The organism is Pseudoroseomonas cervicalis (assembly GCF_030818485.1).
Classification (GTDB): Bacteria; Pseudomonadota; Alphaproteobacteria; order Acetobacterales; family Acetobacteraceae; genus Pseudoroseomonas; species Pseudoroseomonas cervicalis_A.
Window position 1 is genome coordinate 1,973,744 of sequence record NZ_JAUTAJ010000004.1, and the last position, 18,534, is coordinate 1,992,277.

Sequence of the window (18,534 nt, forward strand, 5' to 3'; positions counted from 1 at the left end):
CGCCCAACCCCGCCCGGGCTCACAGCCGCGCCAGACCGGGCCGCTGGCGATCACAGGAGGCGGCGCGGCGCCGGCGAGGGCCCGTCCCCGGCCTCGCCAGCCCCGCCGGGGCGGCGTAGGATGCGCCGCGATGGAATTCGACGCCGACGCCCCGCCGCGCAGCAACACGCCGGAATTCACCGTCTCCGAGATCAGCGGCGCCATCAAGCGCACGCTGGAGGGGGAGTTCGGCCGGGTCCGGGTGCGCGGCGAGATCACCGAGCTGAAGGCCTACCCCTCCGGCCATATCTACCTGGCGCTGAAGGATGAGGGCGCGAAGATCCGCGGCATCATCTGGCGCTTCGCCGTGCCGCGCCTGTCGCTGAAGCCCGAGAACGGCATGGAGGTGATCGCCACCGGCAAGGTCTCCTCCTATGGCGAGCGCTCCGACTACCAGCTGATCATCGACCGCATCGAATTCGCCGGCGAAGGCGCGCTGCTGGCCCGCATCGAGCAGCTGAGAAAGAAGCTCGGCGCCGAGGGGCTGTTCGACGAGGCGCGCAAGCGCCCGCTGCCGCTGCTGCCGCGCCTGGTCGGCGTGGTGACCAGCGAGAAGGGCGCGGTGATCCAGGATATCCGCACCACCATCGCCCGCCGCTTCCCGCGCCCCATCCTGCTCTGGCCGGTGCCGGTGCAGGGCCAGGGCGCGGCGCAGCAGATCGCCGCCGCCATCGAGGGCTTTTCCCGCCTGCCGCCGGGCATCGAACGGCCGGATGTGCTGATCGTGGCGCGCGGCGGCGGCAGCCTGGAAGACCTGATGGCCTTCAACGATGAGGCGGTGCTGCGCGCGGCGGCTTCCTGCCCGATCCCGCTGATCTCGGCGGTCGGGCATGAGACGGACACGACGCTGATCGATTTCGTCTCCGACCGCCGCGCGCCCACGCCGACCGCAGCGGCGGAACTCGCGGTGCCGGCGCGGGCCGAGCTGCTGGCGGGCCTGGCCCACAGCGCGGCGCGGCTGCTGCAATGCGGCCAGGGCGCGCTGGACCGGGCGCGCTTACGCCTGTCGCGGCTGGAGGCGCGCCTGCCCGATCTGCCCGGCCTGGTCGGCGCCGCCCGCCAGCGGCTGGACGACCGGGCGGAGCGGCTGGCCATGGCGCCGCGCGCCCTGCTGGCCGCCAAGCGGGCGGCGCTGGATGCCATTGCGCCGCGCCTGCCGCATCCGCGCGAGAGCCTGGCCGGCCACCGCCACAGCCTGGCCCTGCTGCAGCAGCGCGGGGCGGCGGCGCTGCAGCGCCAGCTGGACCGCAGCCAGACCGCCCTGCATCGCCTGCCCGACCCGCGCGGCCGCCTGGAATCCCGCCTGCGCGAGGCCCGCGCCCGGCTGGAGGGTCTTTCCGGCCGGCTGGAGGGCGCCTCCTACCAGGGGGTGCTGGCGCGCGGCTTTGCCCTGGTGCGCGCCGAATCGGGCGAGCCCGTCACCAGCGCCGCCGGCATCGCGGCCGGGGCGCGCCTTTCCCTCACCTTCCAGGATGGCGCCCGCATGGTCACCGCCGACGACACCGCGCCCGGCCCCGCCGCGCCCCCCGCTGCCCCCGCGGCGCCACGCCGTCCGCGCCGCGCGGCGAAGCCCGCCGCGCCGGAGGCCACGCCGCCCGCGCCCGAGCAGGGCTCGCTGCTGTGAGCGCCGCCCTCACCCGCCGGATCGCGCTGCTCGGCCTGGCCGGGCTGCTGCCGGCCTGCGCCAGCGCCGAGGCGCAGCGCGGCCCCGCCACCGCCGCCGGCGCGCCGCTGCTGGAGCTGCCGCCCACCCCGCCCGCCCAGGGCGGGCTGGTGCTGGGCCGCACCGCGCCGGGGGCGCGCGTCACGCTCGACGGACGCGCCGTCTCGGTGGCGCCCGATGGCCGCTTCGCCATCGGCTTCGGGCGCGAGGCGGGGCCGGGCGCCACCCTGAGCGCCACCGCCCCGGATGGGCGGCGGGAGAGCCGCGCGCTCAGCGTGACGAAGCGCGAATGGGACATCCAGCGCATCAACGGCCTGCCGCCGGCGATGGTCAGCCCGGACCAGCGGCAGCTCGCCCGCATCCAGGCCGAGCGCGCCCGCATCGCCGAGATCCGCAAGCTGGACAGCGACCTGACCTATTTCGCCGAGGGCTTCGACTGGCCGGCGCGCGGCCGCATCAGCGGCGTCTTCGGCAGCCAGCGCATCCTGAATGGCGAGGCGCGGGCGCCGCATCTCGGCCTCGACATCGCCGCCCCCACCGGCACGCCCTGCCACGCCATGGGCGGCGGGCGGGTGGTGCTGGCCGATGATCTCTATTTCACCGGCAACACCGTGCTGCTCGATCACGGGCATGGGGTGGTCAGCCTCTACGCGCATCTCTCGGCGATCGATGTGCGGCCGGGCGAGATGCTGGCAAAGGGCCAGCGCCTGGGGGCGATCGGCGCTACCGGGCGGGTGACGGGGCCGCATCTGCATCTGGGGCTGAACTGGCTGGCCACGGCGCTGGACCCGCAGCCCTTGCTGCCGGGTTGAGCGCGGCAAGTTTTCTTTCAACCTGACATCAAAAAAACGCGGCTCCTTCATCGTCGCGTAAGCATCGGGGCGGCATTGGGGCGCGCATGACGATGCTCCTTGCCCCCCGCCGCCGCCCCGCCCTGTCGCCCGAGACGCTGCGCGATGCGGGGGCCATCGAATCGCCGCTGGTCGCGCTGTTCGAAACCGCGCCCTCGGCCGAGGCGGCGCTGCGCAGCGCCGGCGCCGTGGCGCTGCGGCATGAGGGCGACGGGGTGGTGCTGCTGGCGCCGCTGCCCGGGCTGCGGGAGCGGCTCTACGCCGCCGGCGCCATGCTGGTGGTGGGCGGCTGAGGCCGGCCGCCGCCCGCGGGCGGCGGCATGCCGACGCGCCGCGCCGCGCTCAGCCGCCGCGCTGCGCCGCCGGGCCGCGCAGCAGCTCGCGCAGCGCCGGGATCACCAGGCCGAGCACCGAGACATGCTCGGTCTGCAGCTTCGCCTCCAGCAGCGTGCCGGCGGTGATCTGCGCATTGGGCCCGGCCGAGGTGGTCCAGCGGAAGCCCGAGGCGGTGGCCGCATCGCGCTCCAGCTCCACCATCATCAGGAAGGGCGGGCCCTCGGCGGTCAGCTTCCGCACCAGCTCGTCATTGCGCAGCATGTGGCGCAGCTGCTCCGGGCTCGCCGCCACGTCGGAGGTGCGCACCACCCGGCCGCGAATGGCGCCGAACACGTCGCGCCGTACCGAGCTGGGCTCGACCAGCGCCGTCATGCCGGGCTGGATCTTCTTGCCGTCGCGGGCGGGGACAAACACCGCCGCCACCAGCCGGGTGCCGCCGGGGCGGAACTCGGAAAAGCTCTCATCCACCGGCAGCAGGCTGACCAGCGGCGTGTCGAAGCGGATCAAATCGCCGGGGAAGACCTTCAGCTCGGAGACGATGCCGTGCTCGGTGCTGCGCACCCAGGTCTCGTTGGTGATGCGGTCGCGCAGCCGGTCGATCTGCCGCTCCGCCTGGGCCCTGCGGGTCTGCAGCGCCTGCAGCTCGCGCTCATGCTGGGCCTGCTTCTCATGGCTGTCGAAGGTGAAGCCGAGCAGCCGGCCCTGCTCGGTGGCGATGCGCTCCAGCACCTGGGCCAGCTCGGCGCGCACCTGCAGGTAGCGCTCGAAGGTGGTGTGGCCGCTGCGGCGCAGGCTCTCCATGCCGTCGGAGAGCTGGTTCAGCAGCGCGCGCCGGTCCTCCAGCAGGCGCAGGGTCTCGCGCGTCGTCGCCTCCTGCTGGCGGCGCAGGCTGTCGGACATCTCCAGCGTCTCGGCCTGCAGGGCGCGCACCCGCTCCTCCTCGCGGCGGATCAGCTCCAGCTCGCTCTCGGCCAGCTTCAGCTCGCTCTGCAGCGCCGGCTGCACCACGCGGGCCACCGGCTGGCCGGGCGCCACGCGCTGCCCGACATCGACCATCATCTCGACGATGCGGCCGTCATGATCGGCGGTGACGGTGAATTCCAGCACGCCCTTGGAGCTGAGCACGACGCCGGTGCCGCCCACCTGCAGCGGCACCTGCACGGCGATGGCGGCGACCACCGTCGCGGCCAGCGCCGCCAGCAGCAGCAGCAGCGCCGCCAGATGGCCGGGCCCCACCAGGCGCAGCCCGCTGGCCAGCTCCTCGGGCCGGCGCAGCCGGGCCTCGGCCTCGGGGCGGAACAGGGTCGGGCTGCTGCTGCTCATGGCGGGGCTGCCTGCGGCGGGGGGGAAAGGACATCGCGCGGCGGGCCATTGGCGACCAGCGCGCCGCCCTCCAGCATCAGCACACGATCGGTCTCGGCCCACAGGGCCGGGCGGTGGGCGACGATGATGCGGGTCAGCTTCAGCCCGTGCAGCGTCGCCATCACCCGCTTCTGCGCCGCGCCGTCCAGCGCGCTCATCGCCTCGTCCAGGATCAGCACGGCGGGCGATTGCGCCAGCGCGCGGGCGATCAGGATGCGCTGCACCTGGCTCTGCGAGAAGCCGGCCCCGGCCTCGGTCACGGGCGTGCGCAGCCCCATGGGCAGCGCCTTCAGCTCATCGGCGATGCCGGCCTGCGCGGCGACATGCCAGGCCTCCTCCTCGCCGATGGCGGCGGCGCCGCGGATATTCTCGAAAATGCTGCCCGGGAACAGCCGGCTGTTCTGCAGCACCAGGCCGAGCCGGCGGGTCAGCTGCCGCCGGCCGATGCCGGCCAGATCATGGCCATCCAGCAGCAGCCGCCCCGATTGCGGCGCCTGCAGCCCGGCCAGCAGGCTGAGCAGCGTCGACTTGCCGCTGCCCGAGGGGCCGGCCAGCGCCACGAACTCGCCATCGGCGATGGCGAAGCTGACCTGGTCCAGCGCGCGGCGGGTGCCGTAGAAGAAGCTGACGCCCGCGGCCTCGATGCGGCCCGAGAGCTTCGGCACCGGCGGGCCGGATTGCAGCGGCTCCACCGTGAAGTCGAGCAGCGGGCGGGCCAGCTTGGCCATGGGCAGCAGGCGGATCAGCCCGGCCGTCGCCTGGGCCAGGCCGCGCCCGGCGCGGATCAGCCGGCCCAGCGCCATGACGAAGGCCACCGCCGCGCCGGCGCTGAGGCCGGAGGCGGCGCCGGCATAGGCGAGGGCCGCGAAGCAGGCGGCCAGCAGCAGCGCCTCCCACAGCGGCTCCGCCACCGGCAGGGCGTTGCCGATGCGCGCCGAGCGCATCAGCCGCGACTGGAAGGCGAGGAAATTCTCGCTCCACTGGGTGAAGGCGCGCCGCTCCAGCCGGTTGCCGCGCAGCATCGGCATCAGCCGGATCAGGTCGTGCACGAAGGCGAGGACGATGACGTCCATCCGCTCGCCCTCATAGATCGCCTTGAACTGCAGCCAGCCGACCAAAGCGGTCAGCAGCACCAGCAGCGCCACCATGCCGATGGCGATCAGCCCGGCCTGGGGCGAGATGGCGGCGACCAGCGCGGCGGCGGCCAGACCCTGGAACAGCGCCAGCAGCCCGGCGCTGGCGCCGCTGATGACGGCGCGGCGCAGCTTCTCCACCGTCTCCATCTCGGTGGCCAGGATCAGGCTGGTGTTGCCGCGCAGATCGGCCGGCTGCAGCCGCAGCAGCCGGTCCACCATGGCGGCGTGCAGGGTGAGGCCGGCGCGGCCCTGGGCGCGCAGCTCGGCCAGCTTGCCGATGGCGTGGAAGCCGGTCTCGGCCAGCAGCGCCACCAGCAGCGCCACCAGCAGCTGCGCCAGGAAGGCGGTGTCGGCGGTGTGGACCGCGATATTGGTGATCTGCTGCGAGGCGAGCGGCGGCAGCATGGCCAGCAGCGCCGCCGCCAGGCCGCAGGCGGCGACCAGCAGCAGGTCGGCGGTGGCCGCCTGCAGCCCGAAGCCGAGCAGGTCGCGATAGCGCAGCCTGCCCTGCGGCAGGGTGCGGCAGAAGGCGAACAGCTCCGGCTGCAGCGCGCCCAGCAGGCCCGCATCCAGCCGGCGCGGGCGCTCCAGCCGGCTGCCCGGCACCACCAGATGCCCGCCGAGCGGGCGCGGCCGCAGCAGCAGCGGCGTGGCCTCCCCCTCCGCCGCGGCGGTGAAGGCCAGCAGCGGCCCCTCCCCGTCCAGCGTGGCGCCGGGCTCGCGCTGGAAGCGGCGCAGCCGCAGCCCATGCGCCGCGGCGAAGCGTTCCAGAAATTCGGCCACCGGCTCCTCCGGCAGGCGCGGCACCGGCACCGGCTTGGCGCCGGCCAGCCGGGCCAGCCCCGCCGCCGCCAGGGAGAGCGCATCGCCGGCCTCGGCGCCCGCGCGGTGGAAGCGCCCGCGCAGCAGCGCGCCATAGCCGGCCAGCGTGGCGCGGAAGCCCTCCTCCTGCGCCACCGGCGACGTGGCGGGCGGGGCGTCGAGCGCGCCGGCGATGGCGCGCAGCAGCTGGTCGCTGCGCTCGGCCATGCTGTCCTGGGGCGCGGCCGGCGGCAGGCCGAGGCCGGCGGCCAGCCGCGCCAGCCCCTCCAGCCAGGCCTGCGCCGCCGCGGGATCGAGCCCCGGCAGCAGGGTCAGGGCGCGGCGGGCGCGCAGATGCAGCTCGAGCCCGGGCGGCGCCGGCAGCAGCTGGCTGCCCGGCTCCAGCACCAGCACCAGGCGCAGCCTGCCATCCTCGCCGCGCAGCAGCAGATCGGCCGGGCCGCCCTGCAGACGCAGCGGGCCCAGCCCGGCCAGCGCCAGGCCCTGCCGCGCCGCCAGCGCCGGCGGGCCGGCGGGGCTCCCGGGCGGGGGGGCTATGCGCGCGCTCATGCCGGGGCGCGCGGCGGCGCGGCGGCCGCCTCCGCCGCCTGATAGGCGGCCTCGACATCGAAGGGCAGCAGCCCCTGCTTCTGCAGGAAGAACGCCCGGTCGAGATGGCGGATGGCGCTGGCCCGGTTGGTCAGCAGCACCAGGGTGATGCCGCGGCGGCGCAGATTCTGCAGCAGCCGCGCCTCCACCGCCTCGTCCAGCTGGCTGGTGGCATCGTCCAGCACCAGCAGGCGCGGCGCCTCGACCAGAGCGCGGGCGATGGCCAGGCGCTGCCGCTCGCCACCGCTGAGGCCGCTGCCACCCTCCCCCAGCAGCCCGTCCAGCCCGCCGGGCCGGCCCTCGACCACCGCGGCCAGCTCGGCATCGGCCAGCGCCCGGGCGATGGCGGCGGCGGGGGCGCCCGGATTCCAGCTGGTCAGCGCGTTGCGCAGCGAGCCGGCGGGGAAGAAGGGGCTCTGCTCGACATAGCCGATGCCATTCGCCCCGGCCTGCCAGGCCGGGCCGCCGGGGCCCGCCACCTCGAACAGCAGCCGGCCCTCGCGCGGCGGCAGCAGCCCGGCCAGCAGCGCGGCCAGGGTGGTCTTGCCGCTGGCGGCGCCGCCCATGATGCCGACCGCCTCGCCCGGCGCCAGCCGCAGCTGCAGCCCGGCGAAGAGCGGCGCGGCATTCGGATGCGCATAGCCCACCCCCTGCAGCCACAGCCCGCCGGTGGCGGGCGGCGGCTCGGCCTCGGGGGCCGGCGCGGCGGGCGCGTCCAGCACATCGCCCAGCCGGCCCAGCGCGGCATTGGCCTGGCCGAGCGCCGTGCCGATGCCGGTGAAGGCGCCGAGCGCCGCCGAGAACAGCCCGGCCAGCGCCAGGAACCCCACCAGCGTGCCCACCGTCAGCTCGGTCTCCATGACCAGCAGCGCGCCGGCGCCGAGCACCGCCAGCGTCATGACGCGGCTGCTGGCATAGGGCAGCATGGAGAGCAGCTGCAGCGTGCGGCCGCTGCGCTGCTCGGCATTCATCAGCCGGATCTCGGCCTCGACCATGCGGTTGAACAGCACCGTCTCGCCGCCGCCGGCGCGCGCCTGCTCCAGCAGCGCGGCCCCCTGCACCGCGGCCGCATGCGCCTGGCCGGAGATCATCTGCAGCTGCCCCGCCTCCTCCCGCACCCGGCGCGACAGGGCGCGCAGCAGCAGCAGCTCGGCCAGGGCCAGCGCCACCACCAGCGCGGTCAGCAGCGGCTCGTAGAGCAGCATGATGGCGGCATAGCCCAGCATGGCCAGGCCATTGACCAGCAGCTGCACCACCGGCCCCGACACCGCCTGGGCCAGCTGGGCTGCGAATTGCGTGCGGGTCGAGATCTCGACGGCGCTGCGGCGGGTGAAGAAATCCTGCGGCAGGGCGAAGAGCCGCCAGACGAAGCGGGCCGAGACCACGGCATTCACCTTGGTGCGCAGCAGCAGCAGGCTGCGCTGATAGGCGGCGCTCAGCAGCGCGTTGAAGGCGCCGAGCGCCACCAGCGCGCCGAGCAGCGGCAGCAGCCAATCGGCATGGCCCTGCACCAGGTAATCGTCGACGAAGATCTGGATCAGCCCGGGCAGCAGCGCGCCGAGGAAGACCAGCATCAGGCTGGTCAGCACGATGGCGGCGAAGGCGGCGGCGGACCCCTCCAGCTGCGGCAGCAGCCGGCGCAGCACCGGACGCGGCGCGGCGGTGCGGCGGAACCCGGGCCCGGGCGCGAAGCTCAGCGTGATGCCGGTGAAGGCGCTGCCGAATTCCTCCGCCCCCACCCGCCTGCGGCCATGCGCCGGGTCGTTGATGACGTAGCCGCCGCCGCGCACCGCCTCCAGCACGACGAAATGGTCGAAATTCCAGAACAGGATCTGCGGCAGGGGCAGGCTGGCCAGCGCCTCAGGGTCGCGGCGATAGGCCTCGGCGGTCAGGCCGCGGGCGCGGGCGGCGGCCAGCAGATCGGCGGCCGAGGTGCCATCGCGCGAGACGCCGCAGCTGTCGCGCAGGCTGTCCAGGCTCTCCCACCGGCCATGCGCGGCCAGCACCATGGCCAGGCAGGCGGCGCCGCATTCGGCGGCCTCCATCTGCAGGATGGTCGGCACGCGGCGGCGCCCGGCCAGGCGCCTCATCGGCGGGACCGGCCGGCCGGCCGCGCCGCCGCCTCAGCGTCGGTGGCCGCCATGGCCGTGGGCGAGGCCGGCGGCACGCGCCCTCAGTGCCGCGGCCCGGCGGGAGGCTCGGCGCCGCCGATGGCGAGCTGGCTGCGCAGCATGTCGAACCCCGCCGCCACCTGCTCCTCCGTGGCGCGGCCGGCCATCGCCGCCTGTTCCACCGCGCCGCAGGCGGCCATCAGCACCGTGTCCGGATAGGCGGGCGGCTTGTCGCCGCGGCGCTCGGCCAGCTGCTTCTCCAGGTCGATCACGGTGAGGAAGGCGGTGATGCGGTTCTTGCCCTCGTTCAGCGCATTCTCGAAATAGCTCACCGTCAGGCGGCGGCGCGCCTGCAGATAGGCGTCCTGGATGGCCTGCTCGGGCGGGGTGCCGTCCACCACGGCCTGCACCAGGGGCTCCTTGGCCAGCACGTTCAGCCAGCCGGCCTGGGATTCGGACCAGCCTTCCAGCCGGGCGCGCGCCAGGATCTGCTCGCGCGACAGCGCATCCAGCTTGCGCAGCGCCTCGGCCATGCGCGCTTCCTTCGCCGTGTCGCCCTGCGGTCCTTCGGTCGGGTCGGTCATCGCTCAGCTCTCTCGTTCTTGCGGCGGTGCGGGCGGATCAGCTGAAGAAGCCGGTGATGGCCGACCAGGCATAGATGCCGACGGCCGCGGGCAGCAGGACCGGGTTCTCCTCGAGAACGTGGTTCGCCTTCTCGATGTTCTGGGCGGCCTTCTCGTAGCTGCCCTTGATCTCGATGTCGTAGGTGCCGCCGATGCCGAGATAGCCGCCGATGCCGAGCTTGATGTCCACCTCGCCATCCTTGATCGTGACATCGGGCTCGAACTTCACGCCGATGGCGCCGGCCTTGAAATGCCCGGTGGCGCTGGCGCCGTGCCCGTCATCGGTGAAGCCGCCGGCCGAGACATCGGCGCCGACGCCGAGGCTGGCCTCCGCCCCGCCGCCGATCTTGGCCTTCACCACCCCCTTGGTCGGGTCGAAGGTGACCTCCGCCTCGGCATGGGCGGAGGCGCGGGCCTCGGCGAAGACGGTGGCGCTGACGGTGGTGGTGACATCGCCCACCTTCACATCCACCGCGCCGGTGGCCGAGACGCTGATCTCGGCCTTCGCCTCGACCTTGGCGACCAGCCCGTCATAGCCGAGATGGAAACCCGCCTCCGCCCCCACCGAGCCCTGCGCGGCGACGGTGACCGAGCCGGTCACCTCGGCATCGCCGATGCCGACCGAGGCGGAGGCCCCGGCCTCGGCATGCGCCTCCGCCTTGGCCGAGGCCTCGGCATAGATGCCGGCGGCATTGACGCTGAAGCTCGCCTCGCCGCCGGCGCTCGCCTCGGCATAGGTCTTGGTGGCGGTGCCGGAGATCAGCTTGCCATCGGCGTCGCGCGCCTCGGTGATGACGTGCTCGCCCGCCTCGGCCTTGACCGCGTGGATGATGCGGCCGCCGCTGCCGAGCTCCGAGCTCCAGCTCTCGCTGCCGCTGGTCTCGGTGGTCTGCGCCAGGCTGTGCTGGGTGCGCACCTTGCCATCCTCGAGCTTCACCGGGTCGGCATCGGTGACGCCGCCGGAGGTGACGCGCTCATGGATGGTGTTGCTGTAATTGTCATGCGCCTTGGCATCGGCGCGCGCCGCCTCGTTCAGCCCTTCCGAGACCGCCTTGTTCAGGAAGCTGGTGGTGCCGCGGCGCAGCTCATCCGCGCGTTCCTGGGCGTGCTCGGCCTCGGCCGCCTTCTGCGCGGCGGATTGCGCGGCGGCGTCGACCCGGTTGGCCAGCTCCGCCTCGGCATGCCCGAGCTTCTCCTGCGCGGCGTCGATGCGCTGCTGGCCCTGCTGCGCGACGCTGTCCTTGTGCTCGTCGACGCGGTCCTGGATCGCCTCCAGATGGCGGATGCTGGCGGCGTGGTTGGCCACCGCGTCGTCATGCGCCGCCTGGCGCGCCTTGATGGCGGCCTCGTCGCCCAGCCCCTTGGCCTGCTGCAGCAGCGCATGGGTGGTCGCCGCGGTCTCGGCGGTGGTGTTGTGCAGCGCCTGCGCCTCGCGCAGCAGATGGTCGGCCGGGGCGTTGGCCTCGGCGCGCTCCTTGATCACCGATTGCTGCACTTGGCCCAGATGCTCATGCGCGCCGCTGACCTCCTGGCCGGCGGCATGGATCCCCTGCACCGTGGCCGCGTCATGCGAGCCCTCGGGCCGGTATTCGCCGCCCTGGCCGAGCGCGGCGGGGTCGGGGCCGATGCGCGTGGCGCTCTCGGCCTTGCGCTCCCACTCCCAGAGATGGCGGCCGGCCTCCAGGCCATCGCCCTTGATGTCGCGGAATTCCTGGATGCGCGGATCGTCGCCGGGCTCGGGCTCCTTGGCGGCCGCGTCGGCGGCCGGGTGGCCGGCCGCGGCGTCATGCGCCGGCGCCTGCGGGATGGGCGCCTCGATCTTCACCACGCCATCGGCGGTGGAGCCGGCGGTGGGCACGGTGATGGCGATCTCGACCCGCGTCTCGGCGCCGGATTTGCCGAAGCCCTCCAGCGCCGGCTCGCGCGCCACCGGATGCTCGGTCGGCGTCGCGTCGATCTTCACCACGCCGGCGAGCGCCGCCGCGCGCAGCCCGGCGGCGTCGGGATCCTGCGCGGCCGGCAGCTTGCCCGGGTCCAGGGTGGCGGCGCTGCCCGCCTCGCCGCCCACGGTCAGGGCGATGGCGCGCTCGCCATCCAGCGGCGGCGCCTGCTCGGGGCGGGTGCCGCCGACGATGCGGCGCAGCACATCCTCGGGCAGCGGGGCATCCGGCTGGTCGTCGGTCCTGCTGGTCATCTGTCCGCCTCCCCCGCGGCCACCGAGCGCGGCCGGTCCCTTGCGAAGGGTCCGAATGTCACAGGCTTCTGGACAAATGGTTAACGCTACGGCGGGGGGCGGCGCTGCCCGGCCCGCTGCCCTGATCCGGCGCCCTGCCCGGCAGCCTGGGCGCCCTCCCCGCCTGGCGTCAAGGCGGGGTTGCAGGGCCGTGCCATGCCGCAGGGCCGCCGCACCGCCTGCCGCCCGTCTTGCGGGGCGCCATCTTCCTCCCGGAAATGCCGCGGCGCTTGCGGCCCGGTCCTGTGCCGCGCCTGCGGCAAGGCGGCGAAGGAGGACGCGTCGGACCTTCGAACCGAACAGGGGCGGCGCGCCGCGGCGATGGGCCAGGGTCACGCGGCCGGGCCGGGCAGCGCCGGCAGCACCTCCTGCGCGAACAGCGTCATGCCGGCCATCGTCTCGGCCGGGCCCAGCATCCCGTTGCCGTTGAAGACGCAGCGAAGCGCGCCGATGCCGCTGCGCGCCTCAAGCGCGAGAAGCGCGGCGTGGCATTGCTCCGGCGTGCCCGCGATGGCCTGTTCCGCCAGGAAACGGGCGCGGTCGGGCGGCGGCAGGCTGTCCGGATCGGCGCCGCGCCTTGCGGCGAAGTCGCACCGCCGCCGCTGCAGCGCTGCCAGCAGCCGCGTCACCTGCCGCTCCACATCCTCCGTGTCGCGGCCGATGCAGACATAGCGCGAGAGCGAGGAATGCCGCAGCCGGCAGGCGCCCCCTGTCGCCGCCAGGGCCTCGGCATAGGTGGCGAGCTGCCGGCCCTCCGGCGGCTCCAGGCTGAACAGCAGCGGCAGCCCCTCGCGCGCGGCGAAGCGCAGCGTCGCCGCGGAGGAGCCGGCGACATAGACCGGCGGATGCGGGCGCTGCGCGGGGGCGGGGTGGCAGGCGACGTCGTCGAACCGCCAGAGCGCGCTGCGCCAGGACAGGCGCGGCCCGGTCCAGAAGCCGCGCAGGATGGCGAAACCCTCCTCCAGCCGCGCCTGGCTCTCGGCCGGATCGATGCCGAGGGCGGCCAGGCTCTCCGGCTCCGTGCCGCGGCCGATGCCGAGATCGAGCCGCCCGCCGCTCTGCTGGTCCAGCTGCGCCACCTGCTCGGCCAGCAGCAGCGGATGGTGGAGCGGCAGCGGCAGGATCGAGGTGCCGATGCGCAGCCGCCCGGTGCGCGCGAACAGCCCCGCCGCCAGCAGCAGGATGGACGGGTAGGGCCAGGGCGCGAAATGGAACTCGTTGAACCAGACGCCGGCATAGCCCAGCCGGTCCGCCGCCTCGAAGAGGCGGCAGAATTCCTCATGCGGCCCGAGGGTCGCCTCGCGGCTCCAGCCCGCCAGGTCGATGCGCATCGCTTCTCCTTCTCCGCTGCGCGGGATCTGCGCCGCGGCGGGACAGGCGGCAAGCCGGCAGTTGACGTAACAGTATAACATCACATAGACCGGGCCCCATGGCCGGGACAAGCCCGGCCGCAGCAGCGTGCCGGGCTTGCCGGCGGCAGGAGGCGGCGGCATTGTGCGCGCGTATCGGTCCCGCGCGAGCGGGTGAGAAAGGGAACGCCGTGCGCCACGGCCATCGCTCGATGGCCCGGCAAGTCGGCGGCTGCCCCCGCAACTGTCAGCGGCGAGCCGAAACCCCAGGCCCTCGGCAGAGGGCGGCCACTGGATCGCGAGATCCGGGAAGGCGGGGCGGAGGCGGTGACCCGCGAGCCAGGAGACCTGCCGATGCGTCCGCAACGCAACGGGGCGGGATGGCCCCGAAGGAGTTCCGCCGCATGACCGCCGATCGCCTCCTCTGGCCCGCCGCGCCGCCCGTGATGGCCCGTCGCCGCACCGCCTAGCCCCGCGCCGTTCCGAGAGCGCCGCCGCCGCCCCGCCAGGCCCGACCGGCCTGGCGCCGGCCGCGCTGCGGCCCAGCCAGAGAGTTTGCCGATGTCCCGCCCCACGCCGCGCCCGCCGCGGCCCGCGCTGCTGCCTGCCCTGTTGCTGGCCGGCCTGGCCGCGCCCCTGCTCCCCGCCCCGCCCGCCCGGGCGCAACCCGCCGCCGGCGCCGATCCGGCGGCGGTCGCCCTGCCCGATCTGGTGGTCACCGCCACCGGCCGCGCCGAGCCGCGCAGCCGGCTCTCCGGCACCGTGCAGGTGATCGACGAGGCGACGATCGCCAACTCCACCGCGCGCAGCGTCACCGACCTGCTGGCCGAGAACGCTGTCGGCTTCTTCAGCGAATGGACGCCGGGGCAGACCAGCCTCAACCTGCGCGGCGGCGCCACCGACGGCCAGGGGCGCGATTTCCGCAGCCAGGTGCTGGTGCTGGTCAATGGGCGCCGCGCCGGCACCGCCAACCTCTCCAAGCTCTCGCCCGCCGATGTGGCGCGGATCGAGATCGTCCGCGGGCCGGCCAGCGTCATCTATGGCAGCCAGGCGATGGGCGGCGTGATCAACCTGATCCTGCGCGATGGCCGCAACTCGCCGGGCGGCTTCGCCGAGCTGGCCGGCGGCACCTGGGGGCTGGCGCGCGGCCATGCCCGCTACGGCGTCGATCTCGAAGGCTACAGCGCCTATCTCGGCCTCTCCGGCACGCGGCGCGACGATTACCGCGTCGGCGGCGGCGCGCGGGAGGCGAACACGGAGTACCGGCGCGGCGGCGTGACGGCGGCCTTCGGCCTGCCGGTCGGCGCGCTGGGCCGCGTCGACATCACCGCGCGCAGCGACGGCATCTATGATGCGGGCTTCCGCGGCTCGGCGGCGAACACCATCAGCGAGGATGACCGGGTCAATGAATCCCTCGACATCGCCCTGACCGGCGCGCGCGAGGATGGCCGCCTGTCCTGGAATCTGCAGGCCTATGCGGTGCGCGATGTCGACACCTTCCGCTGGGCCTCGCCGGTGATCCGCTCGGGCAACAGCCCGGCGCCGGGCACCGCGCTCGACTGGAACAAGCGGCGGCTGGAGATCATCGGCACGCGGCTGCAGCCGACGCTGCGGCTCTGGGCCGGCAATGACCTGCTGCTGGGCTTCGATGCCGAGCAATCGACGCTGCGCTCCGACCGCTTCCGGCTGGCCCTGCCCGGCGGCCCCGCGGGCCAGGTCGCGCCCTATGACAACAACGAGACCAACCACGCCTATGGCCTCTATGCCGAGGATGCGCAGCGCCTGTTCGACGACCGGCTGACGCTGCGCGCCGGGATCCGGCAGAGCTGGGGCACCACCCGCTTCGACCCGACGCCGAACCTTGCCGGCTATCGCGGGCGCGAGGCCGATTTCGACAGCACCACCTATTCGCTCGGCGCCAGCTTCCAGGCGCTGGAGCATGTGACGCTGCGCACCGGCTGGGCCACCGGCTTCCGCGCGCCGACCGCCACCGAGCTGGCGGCGGATTTCACCGCGGTGGGCGGCGGCCGCACCTTCGGCAACGCCAATCTGAAGCCGGAGAGCAATGACCAGGTGGAGATCGGCGCGACCTTCTCCGCCGGCGCCGCGCAGCTCGACCTGGCGCTGTTCCAGAACGCCATCCGCGACCGCATCACCACCCGCGCCCGCCCTGGCGTCCCCAACACCTCGGACTACGTCAACAATCCGGGCGAGATCATGCTGCGCGGGCTGGAGGCGCAGTTCAGCACCGATCTGGCGAATCTGCTGGCGCTGGCCCCGGGCTGGCGTTGGCGCGCCTTCGCCAACGGGTCGTGGAATTTCGACATGATCGACCGGGCGAAGACCGGCACCAACAGCCGCAATGCCGAGCGCGTCTATCGCTACCAGGCCAGCCTCGGCACGGTCTTCGGCGGGCGGGACTGGGATCTCGGCGCCACCGGCATCCTGCGCGGGCCGATGTATTACAACACCGAGGAGAATCTGCTGATCCCGCAGGCCGAACCGGGCCGCGAATACGTCCACCGCAAGGCGCCCTTCTGGGTGGTGAATCTGCGCGGCAATTACCGCATCCGCGACAACGTCACCCTGTTCGGCGCGGTCAACAACCTGTTCGACGTCAACCGCAGCCCGATCTTCATCGGCACCGATGCCGAGCCCTACCGGCTGGATCCGCGCTTCTCCAATGGCGGGCTCGGCACCTCCATGCCGGGGCGGGAGCTGGTCGCCGGGCTGCAGGTGACCTTCTGATGCGGCTTGCCCGCCGCGCTTTGCTGGCGCTGTCGCTGGCCGCCGCGGCGCGCCCCGCCGCGGCCGCTGGCTGGCCGCGCCGGCTGCGCGACGGGCTGGGGCGGGAGGTTCACCTCGCCGCGCCGCCGCAGCGCATCGTCGCCATCTTCGCCTCCAATGTGGAGCTGCTGGCGGCGCTCGGCCTGGTCTCCCGCATCGTCGGCATCGAGGCCTACACGCGCCACCCGCCCGAGGTGCTGGACCGGCCGCTGGTGGGCGGCCGGCTCGGCTTCTCGGCCGAGGCGATCGCGCGGCTCGGGGCCGACCTCGTGGTGATGACGCCGGCCCGGCAGGCCGCCGGCACGCTGATCGGCCCGCTGTCGCGCGCCGGCATCCCCTGCCTGGTGGTGGAGCATCGCGACATCGCCCAGCTCTTCGCCAATGTCGCGCTGCTCGGCGCGGCGACGGGGCGGGAGGATGCGGCGGCGTCCCTGCTCGGCGGGTTGCAGGGCCGGCTCGACGCGGTCACGGCGCGGCTGGCGGGCCGGCCCCGGCCGCGTGTCTATCTGGAGGTGTCCTCGACCGGGCGCGGCAGCTTCGGCACCGCCCGGCCGGAGAGCTACACGGCGGATGCCCTCCGCCAGGCCGGGGGCGCGCTGGCCTTCCCGCATCTGCCCGGCCCCGCGCAGATCTCGGGCGAGGCGGTGCTGCGCGCCGATCCCGACATCATCCTGCTGGCCGGCACGCCGGCCCAGGCCGCCGCCCTGCCCGCCCGGCCCGGCTGGGAGGGGCTGCGCGCCGTGCGCGCCGGCCGCGTCCATGCCGTGCCGCGCGCGCTGCTGCTGATCCCCGGGCCGCGCGTGGTGGACGGGGTGGAGCATCTCGCCCCCCTGCTGCATCCGGGCGCCTTCGCATGAGGGCCGCGCTGCTCACCGCCCTCGCCTTGCTGCTCTGCCTCGCCACCGGCCTGCTGCTGGGCGGCGAGATCCTGCGCCCGGCCGAGCTCTGGGCGCTGCTCACCGAGCCGGCGGCGCCGATGTCGCGCCTGATCCTCGGCTGGCGGCTGCCGCGGGTGCTGGCGGCGGGCTGCGTCGGCGCGCTGCTCGGCCTGGGCGGCGCGATCTTCCAGGGCGTGTTCCGCAACCCGCTGGCCGAGCCCTATCTGCTGGGCAGCGCCGGCGGTGCCGCGGTCGGCGCCACCATCGGGCTGCTGGCGCCGCTGCCGCTGCCCGCCCCCCTGGCCCTGCCGCTGCTGGCCTTCTGCGGCGCCTGGGGCGCCACCGCCCTGGTGCTGGGCGTGGCGCGCGCCGCCGGCCTGCTGGCCGTGCCCGGCCTGCTGCTGGCCGGCGTGGCGGTGGCCGCCATGCTGGGCGCGCTGCGCTCCTTCCTGATGCTGGCGCTGTCGGAGGAGACGGTCAGCCTGCAGGCGGTGCTGGCCTGGACGCTGGGCGGCATCCAGACCCCCTCCTGGCCCGAGCTGCTGCTGCTGGCCGGCCTGCTCGGCGCCGGGCTGGCGCTGGCCCTGCCGCTGGCGCGCGGGCTGGACCGGCTGGGGCTGGGCGAGGCCATGGCGGAGAGCCTCGGCCTGGCCGTGCAGCCCTTCATCCGCCGCGCCGTGCTGGTGGGCGCGCTGGTGGTGGCGGTGTCGGTGGTCTGGGGCGGGCTGGTGGGCTTTGTCGGGCTGATGGCGCCGCATCTGGCGCGCTGGTGGCAGGGCACGGCGCATCGCCGCCTGCTGCCGCTCTCCGCCGCCATCGGCGCCGGCATCGCCATGCTGGCGGACGGGCTGGCCCGCGCCGCCCTGCCGCCGGCGGAGATCCCGCTCGGCCTGGTGACCGCCCTGGTGGGCGGCCCCTTCTTCCTGCTGGTGCTGCTGCGCGAGGCACGGCGGTGAGCCCGCTGCTGCAGGCCCAGGGGCTGGGCTGGCACTGCCGCCGGCGGAGGCTGGTGCGGGATGTGTCCCTGGCGCTGCATCCGGGCGAGCTGGTGGGGCTGATCGGCCCGAACGGCGCCGGCAAGAGCAGCCTGGTGCGGCTGCTGGCCGGGCTGCAGGCGCCGAGCGAGGGCCGCGTGATGCTGCAGGGCCGGCCACTGGCGGCATGGCCGGCGGCGGCGCGGGCCCAGCGCATCGGCTACCTGCCGCAGAGCTTCGCGCCGCATTGGGACGTGACCCTGGCCGAGCTGCTGCGCCTGGGCGCCGGGCGCGGCGACGCCACGCCGCCGGCCGATCTGGAGGCGCTGGCGGCCGCTTTCGGCCTGGCGGGGCGGCTTGCGCAGCGCTGGTCCAGCCTGTCGGGCGGCGAGCGCGGCCGCGCCCTGCTGGCCGGCGTGCTGGCGGCCGAGCCGCCGGTCCTGCTGGCCGATGAGCCCGGCGCGGCGCTGGATGTGGCGCAGCAATGGCGGATGATGGCCCGGCTGCGCGCCCGCCCGCCCGGCTGCGCGGCGCTGGTGGTGCTGCACGACCTGAACCTGGCGGCGCGCTGGTGCGACCGGCTGCTGGTGATGCAGGAGGGCCGGCTGGCGCTGCAAGGCCAGGCCCTGGCGGTGCTGGCAGACCCCGCGCTGGACGCGCTCTATGGCATGGCGTTCGAGCGGCAGGCGGTGCCGGGCGGGCTGCGGCTGTGGCCGAGCGGAGCGTCAGGGGCGTAGCAGGCCAGGCACCGGCCCTTATCGCCCATGGCTGCGGGGGGATCG

General features: G+C 74.7%; 13 protein-coding genes and 1 riboswitch. Of the genes, 7 read left to right on the forward strand and 6 right to left on the reverse strand.

Annotated features, from left to right (window positions below):
• The first annotated feature begins 130 nt into the window (after positions 1 to 130).
• The 3 genes from xseA to QE401_RS13145 all read left to right on the forward strand — a co-directional run bounded on the left by xseA (position 131) and on the right by QE401_RS13145 (position 2,846).
• Complete coding sequence (gene xseA / locus QE401_RS13135) at positions 131 to 1,663, forward strand: exodeoxyribonuclease VII large subunit (RefSeq protein WP_307138639.1); 1,533 nt, start codon at positions 131 to 133, stop codon at positions 1,661 to 1,663.
• Positions 1,660 to 2,514, forward strand: a complete 855-nt coding sequence (locus QE401_RS13140) for a M23 family metallopeptidase (protein ID WP_307138640.1) — start codon at positions 1,660 to 1,662, stop codon at positions 2,512 to 2,514. The genes xseA and QE401_RS13140 overlap by 4 nt, the downstream gene beginning before the upstream one ends.
• Before the next feature lie 86 nt (positions 2,515 to 2,600).
• A complete protein-coding gene (locus QE401_RS13145) occupies positions 2,601 to 2,846 on the forward strand; it encodes a hypothetical protein (protein ID WP_307138641.1) in 246 nt (81 codons plus the stop codon).
• Between the two features lie 49 nt (positions 2,847 to 2,895).
• Here the strand turns inward: QE401_RS13145 and QE401_RS13150 are convergent, their stop codons facing one another.
• The 6 genes from QE401_RS13150 to QE401_RS13175 all read right to left on the reverse strand — a co-directional run bounded on the left by QE401_RS13150 (position 2,896) and on the right by QE401_RS13175 (position 13,095).
• Positions 2,896 to 4,212, reverse strand: a complete 1,317-nt coding sequence (locus QE401_RS13150) for an NHLP bacteriocin system secretion protein (protein WP_307138642.1) — start codon at positions 4,210 to 4,212, stop codon at positions 2,896 to 2,898.
• A complete protein-coding gene (locus QE401_RS13155) occupies positions 4,209 to 6,758 on the reverse strand; it encodes an ATP-binding cassette domain-containing protein (RefSeq protein WP_307138643.1) in 2,550 nt (849 codons plus the stop codon). The genes QE401_RS13150 and QE401_RS13155 overlap by 4 nt, the downstream gene beginning before the upstream one ends.
• Positions 6,755 to 8,887, reverse strand: coding sequence for a cysteine peptidase family C39 domain-containing protein (locus QE401_RS13160; protein ID WP_307138644.1), 2,133 nt, complete (start codon positions 8,885 to 8,887; stop codon positions 6,755 to 6,757). Before QE401_RS13160 ends, QE401_RS13155 begins: the two co-directional genes overlap by 4 nt.
• Before the next feature lie 83 nt (positions 8,888 to 8,970).
• Entirely contained in the window at positions 8,971 to 9,492 is a 522-nt protein-coding gene (locus QE401_RS13165; protein WP_307138645.1) for a hypothetical protein, read from the reverse strand.
• A gap of 37 nt (positions 9,493 to 9,529) precedes the next feature.
• Positions 9,530 to 11,725: a hypothetical protein gene (locus QE401_RS13170; protein ID WP_307138646.1), complete on the reverse strand. Its 2,196-nt coding sequence runs from the start codon at positions 11,723 to 11,725 to the stop codon at positions 9,530 to 9,532.
• Between the two features lie 371 nt (positions 11,726 to 12,096).
• A complete protein-coding gene (locus tag QE401_RS13175; RefSeq protein WP_307138647.1) occupies positions 12,097 to 13,095 on the reverse strand; it encodes an LLM class flavin-dependent oxidoreductase in 999 nt (332 codons plus the stop codon).
• A 158-nt stretch (positions 13,096 to 13,253) separates the two neighbouring features.
• Positions 13,254 to 13,483: riboswitch (cobalamin riboswitch) on the forward strand.
• A gap of 191 nt (positions 13,484 to 13,674) precedes the next feature.
• Between QE401_RS13175 and QE401_RS13180 the strand changes: the two genes are divergently transcribed.
• From QE401_RS13180 to QE401_RS13195, 4 genes are read left to right on the forward strand one after another with little or no spacing between them, the layout of a single operon-like run.
• Positions 13,675 to 15,861 (forward strand): TonB-dependent receptor, encoded by a 2,187-nt coding sequence (locus QE401_RS13180; protein WP_307138648.1) that lies wholly within the window; start codon positions 13,675 to 13,677, stop codon positions 15,859 to 15,861.
• Positions 15,861 to 16,757: an ABC transporter substrate-binding protein gene (locus QE401_RS13185; RefSeq protein WP_307138649.1), complete on the forward strand. Its 897-nt coding sequence runs from the start codon at positions 15,861 to 15,863 to the stop codon at positions 16,755 to 16,757. Before QE401_RS13180 ends, QE401_RS13185 begins: the two co-directional genes overlap by 1 nt.
• Positions 16,754 to 17,734 carry a FecCD family ABC transporter permease gene (locus QE401_RS13190; RefSeq protein WP_307138650.1) on the forward strand — a complete coding sequence of 327 codons (981 nt, stop codon included), beginning with the start codon at positions 16,754 to 16,756 and terminating at the stop codon, positions 17,732 to 17,734. The genes QE401_RS13185 and QE401_RS13190 overlap by 4 nt, the downstream gene beginning before the upstream one ends.
• On the forward strand, positions 17,731 to 18,489 hold the full coding sequence (locus tag QE401_RS13195) for an ABC transporter ATP-binding protein (protein ID WP_307138651.1): 759 nt from the start codon (positions 17,731 to 17,733) through the stop codon (positions 18,487 to 18,489). Before QE401_RS13190 ends, QE401_RS13195 begins: the two co-directional genes overlap by 4 nt.
• Positions 18,490 to 18,534: the final 45 nt, after the last annotated feature.